This window comes from Curtobacterium sp. NPDC088465, assembly GCF_044753165.1.
GTDB lineage: Bacteria > Actinomycetota > Actinomycetes > Actinomycetales > Microbacteriaceae > Curtobacterium.
Map to the genome: position 1 here is coordinate 543,209 of NZ_JBIVMR010000001.1, position 12,274 is coordinate 555,482.

A 12,274-nucleotide genomic window follows, 5' to 3' on the forward strand; every position below is an offset into this window, starting at 1 on the left:
GGGAGGCGACTGGGCACGTCGCGACACCCGTCGCGAAGGGAGGCTGACCGGCGTCGACCGGACCGACGCCGCGCGAGGTGTTCGGCTTATTCGCGGATGCCAGCAGGCGCGCGGATCGCTGCCCCCACTGATTGTGAGCGTTCCAGGGGCATTGGGTTTGCGTTCCATGGCACCACGCGGTGATCCATGGCGCACACCCGCCTGGAACCGCGACCGCACCGCTCCGGCCCCGATAACCGCCATCGCGCCGGCCGTCCGGTCGGTCAGCACGAGCGTCGATCGGGCCCTTAATGGTCGAGACAGCTGTCAGCCCGAGCATCTCGCGTGTAATGCGGAGAACGCCGCACCGAGCTGCGTTCGCAGGTCGGTCCGAGCCTCAGCTGTCTCCCAGCTCGGCTGCACGGCAGCTCCGCGCCCCGCACGAACGAGAGAAGTGGTATTTCAGTGATCGCGCCTGACTCGCGTTCACCGAACAAGAGGTCGACATGGCCGCGCTCGGCTTCGAACCCGACACGATCGACTTCTCCGGCACCGAACTCATCCGCCCAGCCGACCCCACCATCTTCCTCACCGCAGCCGCCGCCGGCTACACGGACCGCACCGACGACATCATCACCGCGAACACGCTCCTCCGCGCCGACTACCGCAACGCCGACGACGCAGCATCACTGCAAGAGATTCGAGACCGGCTGCTGTTCCGCGCCGATACCGGCTACGACCTCCGCCACAACCTGCCCAGCTGACGAAGGCCGGCTGATCAGCTTGGCGTCACACCGCCGCGCCATTGTTGCTTGGAGGGACGCGGTGGGCGGACATCCCCGCGCCGCGCACGCTCGACTTCGGGCGGCGCGGCCGATCTCTGGCGTGAGACGCGGCATGGGCGGTCTCTGCGCCTCCCGCCCGGAACGCGGCCGGTTCGTCGAGCGCGCCGCCGCCGAGCTCAGAACATCCCGTCCCAGAGCACTCGCCATAACGGCGCGGAGGGTCCGGAGACCACTGCTTGGCCAGCGGGGTCAAGATCGCGGATGGCCGCGTCCTGACCGCTGAGCTCAAGCGGCGCGGAGAACGCACGGAACTCGACCATCGAGGTTCGCACCGGTGCCACGGCGGCGAACGGCACGACCTCCGAGCCGAACCGTGTTGAACTCATGAGGGCCGCCTCAACGTCGCCGTCGTGCAGGAACAGACCGTTGCTCCGCAGGACCACGCGGGCCGGACGGGCAATGGAGTCAGCGTCAGCGCCGACGGGGAGTACGAGTCGGACGTCGTGGCCGTCTCGAACGTACCCGCCCACGGTGACCGACGGAACCGAGACGAGGGTTCCCGCCGCGACTGCCAGCCCGAGGAGCACGACGGCAGCCGTCCCAGCGCCGACGACGGGCATGCCGGCGTCCACGGCGGTCCGAAGCACCCGCCCGACCTCACGGGCGACCGCAACGACGAAGGCGAGGACAGCCACCAGCGCAATTACCCCACCGACGACGCCGAACGCGCGGAGGTCGCCCAACCACAACCACATCGCCGATGCGACCAGGTAGCCCGGGAACAGGATGCAGCCGACGCCGTACCAGCGCATCCAGCGCTGCTCCGGGAAGGCGTACGTCACCCTGCGGGAGAGGAAGGACCGCGCGAGCAATCGACGTCCCTCGGCGATGGCATCCCGTCGTAGGAAGTTGTGATTGGTGAGGGCCATGAGCGCGATGTACCCGTCGAATTTCACGAACGGGATAGCGTTCACCAGCGCTGCGAGGAAGGACACGACTCCAAAAGCAGCTAGCACCTCGGTCCACGCCTCGCCGAACGGGAGCAGCGCGGCCGTCTCTGCCAGGCCTGCGAGGGTGACCTGCACGAGGACACCGCTCGCGGCCACGAGCGCCCGCTGTCGTCGATCACCGACTCGCCAGGCATCCGACACGTCGCAGAAGAACGCGGGCATCAGGTAGAAAAGCATGACGCCGACGCGTCGTGGGCGGCCGCCCAGCCGAGCGAGTGCTCCGGCGTGCCCGGCCTCATGCAGCGCCGTCGCAGCGGTAAGCATCACCACGAGCACCGCGTACTCGGAGAGTCCGAGCGGATGCGTGACGCTACTGAGTACGACGTCCCTGTTGATGACCGCTGCGAGCAGTCCAGCAGCGACCACCGTGGCGACCACGGTGGACACCGTCCGACCGCTGACCCGCTGCAACGACCGCTGCAGGAGCGAGAAGAGCCGCTCGGGGTTCGCGAGCGTGACCTGCACCGTCAGGGGCGGGACGTACCGGACCCGCCGCTTCCGCGATGCCGCGGATCCAGCGTCGTGCTCGAGGAATCCGAGCTTCGCGAGCTGGCCCCGTGCAGCGCCGAGGTCTGCGTCGGTCCACTCCTGACCGGTGTCGCTGCGCAGTCGGTCCCGCAGCTCGTCGTTGGTTCTCGCGGTCTCCAGCGCGAGCGCGTAGAGCGCGATTGCCTCGCCCAACGTGTAGGCCTTGCCGTCGGGGTTGACCCCGACCCACCCCTCGGCCGTCTGCGTGATTGACGACGCCGGCGAGAGGGTCGGTCGGGTTTGGAGTACCTCGGTCAACGAAGGTCCTTCGCGCGGGTGAGCAGGAACGCACCGAGCCCGAGCACCGCCAGCCAGCCGGCGATGACGGCGCTCGCTCCGGGCACGGGCAGTAGGTGGTCCTGCTTGTCGAGGTAGACCGACGCCATCGCGTTGGTCATGAAGAACTTTCCGACATCGGGGAGGAACGCCTGGAGCGCCGGCTCGACCAACATGCACAACGCGAACACGATGACGATCGCCACGATCGCATTGCGGGTTAGCAGGCCAATGAAGGTGCCCCAAAGCCCAGCGACCGTGTTCACAGCGGCGCAGCCGAGGACGATCAGCCAGGCTTCCTTCGACATGTGGAGGCCCGAGTCGTTCATCGACAGCAGGATCGACGCGAAGCCGATCGACGCGGCCGCTCCGAGCAGCGCGCCGACGAAGCCGACCAGGATCCCGTTAGTCGCCTTGCCGATGAAGTAGGAGGTCCTGCTGCCGACTGCGGTGATGACGCGACTCGCGACGCCGGAGCTGACCTCCCGAGCCGAGTCGAATGCGGTCGCCATCCCGATGAACAGGGAGAGCGCGAACCACGTTCGGACCATCGTGACGGTCGTCTCGACGTCGCCGTTCGGAGTACGCAACTGCGCGGTCAGTCCGGAGAAGGTGCCACCCGCCGACACCGCGGTGAGGACCACGCCGAACACCAGGAAGTAGGGCACTGCCCGACCGAGCCAGGCACGACGGACCTCGGAACGCAGCGCGAGCGTGGCCACGGCGCTCATCGTCCGGCCCCAGCCGCGACGGGGGTGGGCACGAGGTCGAAGAACCGCTCCTCGAGCGAGGCGCCGTTGCCCGTGAGGTCGGCGAGGGAGCCGGAGTACCGAACCGTCCGGTCGAGGATGACCACGTCGTCGACGGTGTGCTCCACCTCGGCGAGCATGTGGCTCGAGATCAACACGCTGTTCCCCAGTCCTGCGTAGTGACGGATCAGTTCACGGAGCCACCGGATGCCCTGCGGGTCCAGCCCGTTCGTCGGCTCGTCGAGGATGAGCAGGCGCGGCTGCGCGAGGAGGGCGATGGCGAGTGCGTGGCGTTGCTTCTGGCCCGTCGACAGCTTCTGCACCCGTGTGCGTCGGTGCTCGGTCATCCCGACCAGGTCGAGGAGTTCCTCGACGCGGGCTCTCGACGCGCCGACGAGGTTCGCCCACGTCGAAAGGTCGTCGGCGACGCGGGCGTGCTGCAGTGACTGGACCCCGTCCACGCTGTACCCGACGACCCGGGCGGGGTTCGACAGCGACGAGAACGGCTGTCCCTGTACGAGCGCGTGTCCGGACGTGGGACGGACCAATCCGAGCAGGCCACGCAGCGCGGTGGACTTACCTGCTCCGTTCTTGCCGAGCAATCCGACAACACGTCCCTCGGGCACGGCGAAAGTCAGGTCCTCGACGACCTGTTTGCTGCCGTAGGTCTTGCTGAAGCCGTTGAACTCGGCCAGGTTCATGATTCGTACCTCTCGATGATCGAGCAGGAGTGCTGGTCGCGTGTTGACGCCGTGGATCGAGGGGCGGTCCCGTTTTCGAGACCACCCCTCGACGGTCGTCACGTGAGGATCAGGACCCCACCGGCGACCATGCCGCCGCCGACGATGACGCCGGTCGCGAAGCCCGCGGCCGTGTCCCAGAAGCCAGGCGCCTCGAGGTCCTCGAGCTCGCTCACGGCGAAGTCGAGGGTGCCCACCGAAGTGATTGTCTCGGTCATGTCACACTCCTTTCGTTATCAGGTTCTTGCGGGTGCGAAGACGCGCCCCCGCCTCGCTCCTCGGTGCGCGCACGTCTGTCCGCGCACCGAGTAGCGACGGATCAGGTCAGCGCCACGATCGCGGCGGCTGCGCCGGCAGCGGCGATGGCCGAACCAACGCCGACTGCGAAGCCACCCCAGAAGTCCGGTGCTTCCATGTCCTCCAGCTCGGTCGCGCCGAGGTCGAGCATGGTGTTCGTCTTGAGTTCCTGCATGTTTGTCCCTCCCTTCAAACAGTCATCGGTCACAGGGTCTGTGCGACCGTTTTCCCTAGAGCGAGTGCTGCGGCGACGACCTCTCGGACGTCGTCTCGACTCGCCTCCCCCGTAAAGGGAAGTCCGGCACCCCAGCGTTCAGTGATCCGCGCCGCGAGCGCGTCGTCGCTGAACAGGGTGAATTTCTCGCCGGACGGCTGAGCCAGCCGTTCGCCGGTGACGGTGCTCAGCGCCTCGGCCGGCGTCGCTGCCGATGGGAGCGACGCCGCCCAGAGTTCGCAGAGCCGCTCGTGCGACCCGAGCCTGCCGTCGCGCTCCGGCATGACGGACCAGTAGGCGGGCATGACGAGCGAGGCGGCGACCGCCTTCGTGCATGACCAGGCCAGCGATGCCTCCGTCGTGATGATCCACGGCAGGGTCGTCATCGGAGGTCGGTCCCGGCTCAGCCAGCCGGAGTGGCTGAATGCACTGATCGAGGCGAGGGTGCGGAGGTCGGACGTCGCACGCTCACCACACCCGAGTCGCGGCGCCAGCTCGACGACCTGTCTGAGCGCGGCCTGCGTGAGCGTGTCCGCCAGCGGCGCCGTTTCGCCCGATGCGTAGACGGTGGTCAAGCGGAGGGCCACTTCGACTAGCCCTTCCGTCACCTGCTCGTTGTCGAGGCTGGCGAGCAGATCCGGCCGTGCCAGGACGACGTCCGCACCCAGGGCTGTGCCGGACACCAGGCGCTTCCGCCCTCGCGTGGTTAGGCATGCCGACAACGACTGCTCCGAACCGGTACCGAACGTCGTCGGGACCAGGGCGAGCCGCGCCGTCCGCGCACTGTCCGGCAGGACGACACGGCTCGACCGGCCCGGGGCGGTGGCTCTGCGGAGGTCGTCGGACCGCAGCGCGACCAGCTTCGCGACGTCGAGCGTGACACCGCCGCCCACTCCGATCACGACGTCCCACGGCCCGGCTCCGGCGATGCTCGCGACGAGCTCATCGCTGTCGTCCTCCGCAGCGTGGACCTCGGCGTCGAAGCGTTCAACGAGCTCGCCGACGAGGCCACTGATGGTCGGGAGCGCAGCACGGTGGCGGTCTGCGACGATGCAGACGCGGCTCACCGCGGTCGCGCCGGCGACCTGGCGCACGAACTCGCCGAACGAGTCGATGCTCAGCGGACCGGGCTGAACGACCCAGCCCAGGCCGTCAGCCGCGGAGCGCATCGTCGTACTCATCGAGTCCGGAGCGGACAGCAGCGAACAACGTCTGAACGTCGTCGTCGGTGTAGGTCAGTGCGGGCACGAGCTGGAACCCGTCGGGCCCAGGGTGGACGATGGCGCCTGCTCGCCGGATCGAGTGCCGGACGCCGGCCAGAACCGTTGGCTCGCGCTGCGGTTCGCCCTCCCGATCGGCCAGCGCGACGGCTCGGAAGTTCCCGAGACCCCGAGTCTCGAGCACCGACGGGTACTCGGCGCGGATCGCGTCGAGTTCCGCGTCCAGAGTGCGGCCCAGGTGACGGGCTTGGTCGACCACGCTCGACCGCTCGAATTCGTCGATCGTCGCACTGATCGCCGCTCCGACGACCGGGGTCCCTGCTTGCGTCTCGGCGTGCACGAAGACACTCTCGTTCCCGCGGAACCGCTCCGTGACCCGCTCAGCGACGAGGATCGCCGCGGCAGCCTGCGTGCCGTTCGTCAGCCCCTTGGACGCGATGAGGAGGTCGGGCGAGCCCGGCCAGGACTCCGAGGCGAACATCTGCCCGGTCCGTCCGAAACCGGTGGCGACCTCGTCAGCGACGAGGAGGAAGCCGTGGTGATCACGGAGCGCGCACAGGCGTTCGACGTACTCATCGTTGAGTGGGAAGGCGCCGGACCCCAGGACCGGCTCGACGATGACGGCGGCGACCCGGTCCCCGGTCGCGGAGAGCAACCGTTCCAGCTCGTGGAGGTCGTTTGGAGTCACGTGACGGATCTGCCGTGAATCGACTCCGTAGAGCGGCTGACCGAGGTCGTCACCGCTGAGCGCGTGCGCACCGTAGGTGAGACCGTGGTAGCTCCCCGTCAGTCCGACGATGGTCTTCCGGGCCGGCTGACCGTCCAGGATTGCGAAGTGCCGGGCTAGCTTCATGACAGCGTCGTTCGCGGAACCCCCGGACGTCGTGAACAGGACCCGTGCGTAGCGCCCGGGTCCGGCTGCATCGCGAAGCTGAGCGGCTGCGGCCTCGATGTCCTCGCTCCAGTAGCGGAACAGCGACACGTAGGACGCACGCAGCATGGCCTCGTGCACCGCTTCCGCGATGTGCTCGTTGCCGTAGCCGAGGTTCACGTTCCACAATCCGCTCGTCCCGCAGAGCGACTCGGTCCCATCACCGAACGTCAAGCGCGTCCCTGAGGCCGCGACGATCTGCGTGCCGGGGTCGTTGTGCGTGGCAAGGGGAACGAGTGCGGGCCAGACGCTGTTCGCACGCGGCTCGGTCATGCCCACACCGCTTCGAGGATGACGATCGGGTGTGCTCCGTCCGGCGTCGCGACCGGGCGCACGGCACGGACGCGCAGACCGACATCGGCGAGTTCCGCCTCGAGCACGGCGGGGGCGATGGCGCGCACATGTGTCAAGAAGACCGTCACCGGGTCGCTGCGTAGGTCGTCGACGTCGATGACCCCGACGTGACGGACCGACTCGAGCAGGTCGATTTCCTCGAACAATCGGTACCGCTGGCCAGAGAGTCCCGGGAAGTCCTGGTACCTGCCGGTGGTGTCGCCGAGCACAGTCGTGTCCGTCGTGGACATGAGCAGGACGCCGTCTGGGGCGAGCCAGGCGGACGCGCCACGGAAAAAGCGCCTGCGCTGGTCCTCGTCGAGGAGCGAGATGGAGATGCACCCGAGCACCGTGGTGGAGTACCGGGTTCCGTCGTCGTACGTGGTCATGTCGGCGACGACCGTGCGGATCGACGAGCGGAGTGCCGCATGGCGCCCGGCGAGTTTGTCGTCGAGGAGCGCGATCATCGACGGCGACGAGTCGACGCCGACGATCCGCCTTCCGGCAGCGGCGAGGGGCAGCGAGAGACGGCCCGAGCCCGCTGCGAATTCGAGTACCTCGGAACCGGCCCCTCGTGTCGCCCGTATGAGCTCGCGGATCTCATGCGTGTCGTGGACCGCAGCCGCCTCGTACACGTTCGAGCCCTGATCGCCGTAGAGGTCAGCAATTACGACGTCACCGGCGTGGTCGCCGAGGGCTTCGGTCAGCGCGGCGGGAAGGACTGGCGAGCTGACGCCGCTCACGCGCTGACCCGCTCGGCCTCGCCGGCGGAGAGCCGCGACCCGATGAACTTCCGCACCTGCTCCAGGGCGGAGGCTCGTTCGTCCTCCGGAAGCCGGCGAAGAGTGGTCGACTCATCCGCGTGCTCGAGCGCCTGGTCGCCGAACCGGAGTTGCAGCTCGACGAGGGAGGCCAAGTCGCGGGTGAGTGAGTACGTCTTGTGCTGGTCGGAGATGTGGAGCAGGTGGTGTTCGGCGTCGAACAGGAGCACCGCGCCGCTCGTCGTCTGGGTACGCACGGATTCGGGGGACGAATCGCTGTCGAGGAACGATCCGTAGCCGGAGGCCGACAGGCTGCCGAGGCCACGCGCGGCGGCGTACCGCAACGCTTCCAGCGTCTGCAGGAAATGCAGCGCCGCCTCGTCTACAGGACCGTCCTGCACGCCCGTGTCAGCAGCGAACTGGCCGTCCGTTATCCGGCCGTACCCCGGCCCCCACGGCGACGATGACACGGTCCCGTCCTCGCCGACGAACACGAAATCGGGTTCGGCAGGGACCGGTCCGCCCACCCAGGCCTGACGATCGCCGACGACGACCTGCGGATCGGTGAGGACGGCCGGGAACACGCCGGTCGAACGGGCCGCGGCCAGGTGCGCCGCGAAGGCGTCACGGTCGTGGCTCGTCTGCGGCACCAGCACCGTCGGGCCAGGGAAGCTCAGGAACTCGGCGACCGCGTAGTTCTGGAACTGGATGATGAGGTCATCGTCGAGCCGTACCTCGCCGTCCTCGGCGAGCTCTCCGTCAAAACCGACGAGCGGGGCGCCGTCGGTCGTGCGCCCTTCGACGTTCGGCACGAACACGGCGTCGAAGTCGCTACCGAACCACGACGTCGCGAATGCTTCTGCGCCTTCGATCGTCGCCGCGAACGCCACGCGCTGACGCCTCCGAGTGGCCTGTGCCCCCTGCATCCAGCTCATCACGAAGCCGTGGATGTCTCCCCCAAGAAAACTCACGCGGCGACCATAACAGGTTTTGCGGCGGTACGTTCTACCCCTCGAACGGGGCCCGGATCTTCCCGCATGTCATCGGCGAGTCGAATCCCTCGGTCCAGACGGAACCGGTCGCGTGAAGTACACCCATGGGAACGTCCCGCCGGGAACCTCCGTCCAGCCCTCGATCGGCAGGCGAGTGGATTTCCGGCCCCCCTGGAGCACCCGCACGTGCTCCCACGGGCGGGTGTCCTGCACGAGCTCGTGGGACTGCAGCCCGACACGGATCGCGTGCCAGCCATCGGCGCCCAGCTTCGCGAGCTTGCCCATCTCGTCGAACGCGGTCACCGGGTAGAGCGTCCGAACCACTGGCGCGGCGTCGACCGCGGACGGAGCAGCGTCGACCCCCGCCGACCCGTACATCTGTTGCGCGGCCTGCCGAGACGAACCGAGGATCTGCCCGATCGCTGCCCAGGAGGCCCCGTTCCGCCTTGCCCCGTCGACGGCCGCCTGGGTGACCTCACGGAGCGACGAGCGCATCGTCAGGCACAGCTCAACCGCTCTCAGTGACTGCTCGCGGAGCGCCTCCGGACCGAGACCGGGATCGTCGTCGTCCAGCTCGGGGAGGGCGCGGGCGATCAGCTCCCGCAGCTGTGCGGTGATGGCGTCAGAGTCGGTCATGCGGCTCAGCGCTGGCCCCGTGCTGCATTCACGGCGAACACCGCGAAGACGAGACCGAAGACGATGGCCCCAATTGCGACAGCGAGAAGCATGCCGTCACGCCCGACGCTCCAGGCGTAACCGGTTCCGATCGCGAGGAGTCCGAAAGCAAGGGCGATGAGTCCGAGAATCATGGTGTTCCGCATGGGTGACATGCTGCCGCGCCTTCAGGGTGACGTCAACCCGTGGTTGACGCTTGCTCCGTCGCGCCCTCAATCACAATGCGAGCGACCACCGCCTGCGAGACACAGCGCGAGCTCACCTCTACCCCGAATCCGACACGGTCGGCTTCTCCAGCACCGAACTCGTCTGCCCAGCCGATCCCAGGATCTTCCTCACCGCAGCCGCCGGCTACACAGACCACCCAGACCACCCAGACCACCCAGACCACATCATCACCGCAAACACACTCCTCCGCGCCGACTACCGCAACGACCACGACGCGACATTGCTACAAGAACTACGGAACCAACTGCGATTCCTCCTATCCCGCGTTCGATCTGCTGGTCGATGACCGTGAGAGTCTCCGACTCGGTCAATGCGTGAACTCAATGACCGCGTCGAGCCTTACAGCATCAGGACCGTCACTCGTGGCCGGCCGCCGATCGCGCGACCCGCTCACAGCCGATGCGACGCCGTTGAGCGGTTGCCCGAGCGGGGTTACGCCCAGTTCAGGGCGGTGATGACGCGCCGGGCGACGCTGTCCAACGGTTCGGCGGACACAGCGCCAACATCTCCCGCATCATCGACTGGCTCAAGGCCCGCCTCGCTCTCCGGGGTATGAACCGCATGAACCGCTCGAGCGCGGCGCTCTTCGAGCAGGGCCTCGACAGCCTCACGGTCGAAGAGCACGATCGTCGCAACCCGTTCAACCGACTTGCGGAGATAGAGCAACTCAGACTCATCGCACAGCGCACTGCTCGCTCCGAACTGAACATCGATCCTCCTAACGGCCGCCCCAGCCGCGGTACCCCTGCCCGTTTTTCGGGCAGGGGGTACCGTCGTTGGCGCAGAGCACCTTTGGCCTATGGGTGCAATCGCCTTCGACGTCTCGCAGTTCGTCCGCGGTGCGCCCAATCCGGCTTTCCGGGCCGCCAAGCCCCCCCCCCCCCCAGCAGCGAAAAGTCTCAACCCGAACACCGAAAACTCGGATCACCCCCGCGCTCCGCCTCCAGGATTCGAACCCGGACCTAACGGCACCAAAGGCCGTCGTGCTGCCGTTACACCAAGGCGGAACACACCGGACGGGGTGGAGCCCGTCCGGTGCCCGTCCATCCTCCCACGGCCCGGGCGCTGGCCGCGCGCGACCGGTTCGGCCAAGATGGAGGGATGCCGCAGCAGGACGAGGTCGACCGGATCGTCGCGGCGTGGGGTCGGGAGCGGGGCGACCTGGACTTCGGGCCGCTCGAGGTCCTGTCCCGCGTCGACCGGCTCGCCCGGCACCTCGACCGCGCACGACGGGCCGCGTTCGACGCGAGCGACGTCGAGCCGTGGGAGTTCGACGTGCTGTCGGCGCTGCGGCGTGCGGGCGAACCGTACGAGCTCAGCCCGAAGGCGCTGCTGCAGCAGACCCTGGTGTCGAGCGGCACGATGACGAACCGGGTCGACCGGCTCGCGGCACGAGGACTCGTGAACCGGCGGACGGACCCGCGGGACGGTCGGGGCATCCTCGTGTCCCTCACGGCGAGCGGTCGCGCGGCCGTGGACGCCGCGATCGCGGACCTGCTCCAGGCCGAACGCGCGATCCTGTCCGGGGTATCCGAGGACGAGCAGGCGCAGCTGTCCGGGCTGCTCCGACGACTCATCCTCGGGCTCGGCGACTGACGGCAGCCGGTCCGGCGTAGCGTGCGCGGCATGCACGCCATCACCCTCGCCGTTGCCGACGTCGGACGCTCGGCATCGTTCTACCGCGCGCTGCTCGGCATCGACGGCAGCGGCGTCATCGGCACCGAGTACCCGTCGAGCGACACGGAGGCCGGCGGCACCACGGCGATGTTCACCCTCGACGACGGGTCGATCGTCAGTGTCTACGGGCGCGAGGACATGCGGAAGGACTCCGGCGTCGCACTCGCCGAGGCACCGAGCACCACCATCGGGCACTTCGAGCCGTCGCAGGAGGCCGCACAGGCGTTCCTCGACCGTGCGGCAGCCGCCGGAGCGACGATGCTCGCGGCGCCGTACACGCGCCCGTGGGGAATGTGGTCCGGCTTCTTCCAGGACCCGGACGGCCACCTCTGGGAGGTCGTGGCGAACCCCGGTGGCGGTGATGCAGCCGGAGCGGTCCCCGAGCAGGACAGCATCGACCCGGAGTCGACGACAGCGACGCAGCCGCCTGGTTCCTGACGGCGTTCGCCAACGACACCGCCCACGACGTGCACGTCCGCACGGTCCGGGTCGACACCGTGCAGGGCGTGCGGCTCGAACACCTCGCGCTCGCGCCGCACCCGACCGCGGACGCTGCCGGGCTCACCGTCACCGAGGACGCCGCGCGCCCGTCGGAGTACGGCCGGACGGTGCCGGTCGACAGTGGGCTCGTCGTCCCGCCGCACGGGCACCTCGACGTCGTCGGTCGGTTCGTGCTCGACCCGGACCAGCGCGCCGGGTTCGTCCGCGCCGTCGTCGTCACCGAGCAGGACCGGCTCGGCCGACTGCGCACGGTCACGGATCCGTCCGCCTACGGCGTGGGCCGGGGCGAGGACCTCGAGCCGACCGAACTCGGCTGCGAGGGCCCCTGACCCGGGCCACCCGGTAACGCTACGTCGGTCGAGCTACGGGTCTCCGACC

At 68.5% G+C, this 12,274-nt stretch carries 15 protein-coding genes and 1 tRNA gene; 4 read left to right on the top strand and 12 right to left on the bottom strand.

The features are described from left to right. Positions 1-485: 485 nt before the first annotated feature. Positions 486-743: a hypothetical protein gene (locus tag ACIP6W_RS02410; protein WP_400428033.1), complete on the top strand. Its 258-nt coding sequence runs from the start codon at positions 486-488 to the stop codon at positions 741-743. Positions 744-940: 197 nt separating this feature from the next. On the opposite strand, the gene mpaP is transcribed toward ACIP6W_RS02410, so the two are convergent. The 12 genes from mpaP to ACIP6W_RS02470 all read right to left on the bottom strand — a co-directional run bounded on the left by mpaP (position 941) and on the right by ACIP6W_RS02470 (position 10,725). Beyond that, positions 941-2,560: a daptide biosynthesis intramembrane metalloprotease gene (gene mpaP, locus ACIP6W_RS02415; RefSeq protein WP_400428036.1), complete on the bottom strand. Its 1,620-nt coding sequence runs from the start codon at positions 2,558-2,560 to the stop codon at positions 941-943. After that, the gene (locus tag ACIP6W_RS02420; RefSeq protein WP_400428039.1) at positions 2,557-3,231 is read right to left on the bottom strand and encodes a hypothetical protein; all 675 of its coding nucleotides are present in this window, start codon (positions 3,229-3,231) and stop codon (positions 2,557-2,559) included. The genes mpaP and ACIP6W_RS02420 overlap by 4 nt, the downstream gene beginning before the upstream one ends. 74 nt (positions 3,232-3,305) lie before the next feature. Further along, positions 3,306-4,028 (bottom strand): ABC transporter ATP-binding protein, encoded by a 723-nt coding sequence (locus ACIP6W_RS02425; protein ID WP_400428041.1) that lies wholly within the window; start codon positions 4,026-4,028, stop codon positions 3,306-3,308. A gap of 98 nt (positions 4,029-4,126) precedes the next feature. After that, complete coding sequence (locus ACIP6W_RS02430; protein ID WP_400428044.1) at positions 4,127-4,285, bottom strand: daptide-type RiPP; 159 nt, start codon at positions 4,283-4,285, stop codon at positions 4,127-4,129. A 101-nt stretch (positions 4,286-4,386) separates the two neighbouring features. Next, positions 4,387-4,539, bottom strand: a complete 153-nt coding sequence (locus ACIP6W_RS02435) for a hypothetical protein (RefSeq protein ID WP_400428047.1) — start codon at positions 4,537-4,539, stop codon at positions 4,387-4,389. A gap of 29 nt (positions 4,540-4,568) precedes the next feature. Next, entirely contained in the window at positions 4,569-5,747 is a 1,179-nt protein-coding gene (mpaC, locus tag ACIP6W_RS02440; protein ID WP_400428050.1) for a daptide-type RiPP biosynthesis dehydogenase, read from the bottom strand. Then, positions 5,731-7,002: a daptide-type RiPP biosynthesis aminotransferase gene (mpaD, locus tag ACIP6W_RS02445; protein WP_400428053.1), complete on the bottom strand. Its 1,272-nt coding sequence runs from the start codon at positions 7,000-7,002 to the stop codon at positions 5,731-5,733. Before mpaD ends, mpaC begins: the two co-directional genes overlap by 17 nt. Further along, a complete protein-coding gene (mpaM, locus tag ACIP6W_RS02450; protein ID WP_400428056.1) occupies positions 6,999-7,805 on the bottom strand; it encodes a daptide-type RiPP biosynthesis methyltransferase in 807 nt (268 codons plus the stop codon). Before mpaM ends, mpaD begins: the two co-directional genes overlap by 4 nt. Beyond that, complete coding sequence (locus ACIP6W_RS02455; RefSeq protein WP_400428059.1) at positions 7,802-8,794, bottom strand: hypothetical protein; 993 nt, start codon at positions 8,792-8,794, stop codon at positions 7,802-7,804. The genes mpaM and ACIP6W_RS02455 overlap by 4 nt, the downstream gene beginning before the upstream one ends. 69 nt (positions 8,795-8,863) lie before the next feature. Then, positions 8,864-9,451, bottom strand: a complete 588-nt coding sequence (locus ACIP6W_RS02460) for a hypothetical protein (RefSeq protein ID WP_400428062.1) — start codon at positions 9,449-9,451, stop codon at positions 8,864-8,866. A gap of 5 nt (positions 9,452-9,456) precedes the next feature. Then, positions 9,457-9,636: a hypothetical protein gene (locus ACIP6W_RS02465; RefSeq protein WP_400428065.1), complete on the bottom strand. Its 180-nt coding sequence runs from the start codon at positions 9,634-9,636 to the stop codon at positions 9,457-9,459. Positions 9,637-10,653: 1,017 nt separating this feature from the next. Next, a tRNA-Gln gene (locus ACIP6W_RS02470) sits at positions 10,654-10,725 on the bottom strand. 94 nt (positions 10,726-10,819) lie between these two features. On the opposite strand from ACIP6W_RS02470, the gene ACIP6W_RS02475 reads away from it, so the two are divergent. Genes ACIP6W_RS02475 through ACIP6W_RS02485 form a run of 3 tightly spaced genes read left to right on the top strand, consistent with a single transcriptional unit; the run spans position 10,820 to position 12,225 of the window. Next, positions 10,820-11,314: a MarR family winged helix-turn-helix transcriptional regulator gene (locus ACIP6W_RS02475; protein WP_066652288.1), complete on the top strand. Its 495-nt coding sequence runs from the start codon at positions 10,820-10,822 to the stop codon at positions 11,312-11,314. Positions 11,315-11,344: 30 nt separating this feature from the next. After that, positions 11,345-11,833: a VOC family protein gene (locus tag ACIP6W_RS02480; RefSeq protein ID WP_400428068.1), complete on the top strand. Its 489-nt coding sequence runs from the start codon at positions 11,345-11,347 to the stop codon at positions 11,831-11,833. 29 nt (positions 11,834-11,862) lie between these two features. Further along, positions 11,863-12,225: a hypothetical protein gene (locus ACIP6W_RS02485; RefSeq protein WP_400428071.1), complete on the top strand. Its 363-nt coding sequence runs from the start codon at positions 11,863-11,865 to the stop codon at positions 12,223-12,225. The last annotated feature ends 49 nt before the right edge of the window (positions 12,226-12,274 follow it).

What these genes read in the sequence shown, in the direction of transcription:
- ACIP6W_RS02410 (WP_400428033.1), top strand. Translation starts at nt 486, where the DNA reads ATGGCCGCGCTCGGCTTCGAACCCGACACGATCGACTTCTCCGGCACC.
- ACIP6W_RS02425 (WP_400428041.1), bottom strand. Translation starts at nt 4,028, where the DNA reads ATGAACCTGGCCGAGTTCAACGGCTTCAGCAAGACCTACGGCAGCAAA.
- ACIP6W_RS02430 (WP_400428044.1), bottom strand. Translation starts at nt 4,285, where the DNA reads ATGACCGAGACAATCACTTCGGTGGGCACCCTCGACTTCGCCGTGAGC.
- ACIP6W_RS02435 (WP_400428047.1), bottom strand. Translation starts at nt 4,539, where the DNA reads ATGCAGGAACTCAAGACGAACACCATGCTCGACCTCGGCGCGACCGAG.
- mpaC (WP_400428050.1), bottom strand. Translation starts at nt 5,747, where the DNA reads ATGCGCTCCGCGGCTGACGGCCTGGGCTGGGTCGTTCAGCCCGGTCCG.
- mpaD (WP_400428053.1), bottom strand. Translation starts at nt 7,002, where the DNA reads ATGACCGAGCCGCGTGCGAACAGCGTCTGGCCCGCACTCGTTCCCCTT.
- ACIP6W_RS02460 (WP_400428062.1), bottom strand. Translation starts at nt 9,451, where the DNA reads ATGACCGACTCTGACGCCATCACCGCACAGCTGCGGGAGCTGATCGCC.
- ACIP6W_RS02465 (WP_400428065.1), bottom strand. Translation starts at nt 9,636, where the DNA reads ATGCGGAACACCATGATTCTCGGACTCATCGCCCTTGCTTTCGGACTC.
- ACIP6W_RS02475 (WP_066652288.1), top strand. Translation starts at nt 10,820, where the DNA reads ATGCCGCAGCAGGACGAGGTCGACCGGATCGTCGCGGCGTGGGGTCGG.
- ACIP6W_RS02480 (WP_400428068.1), top strand. Translation starts at nt 11,345, where the DNA reads ATGCACGCCATCACCCTCGCCGTTGCCGACGTCGGACGCTCGGCATCG.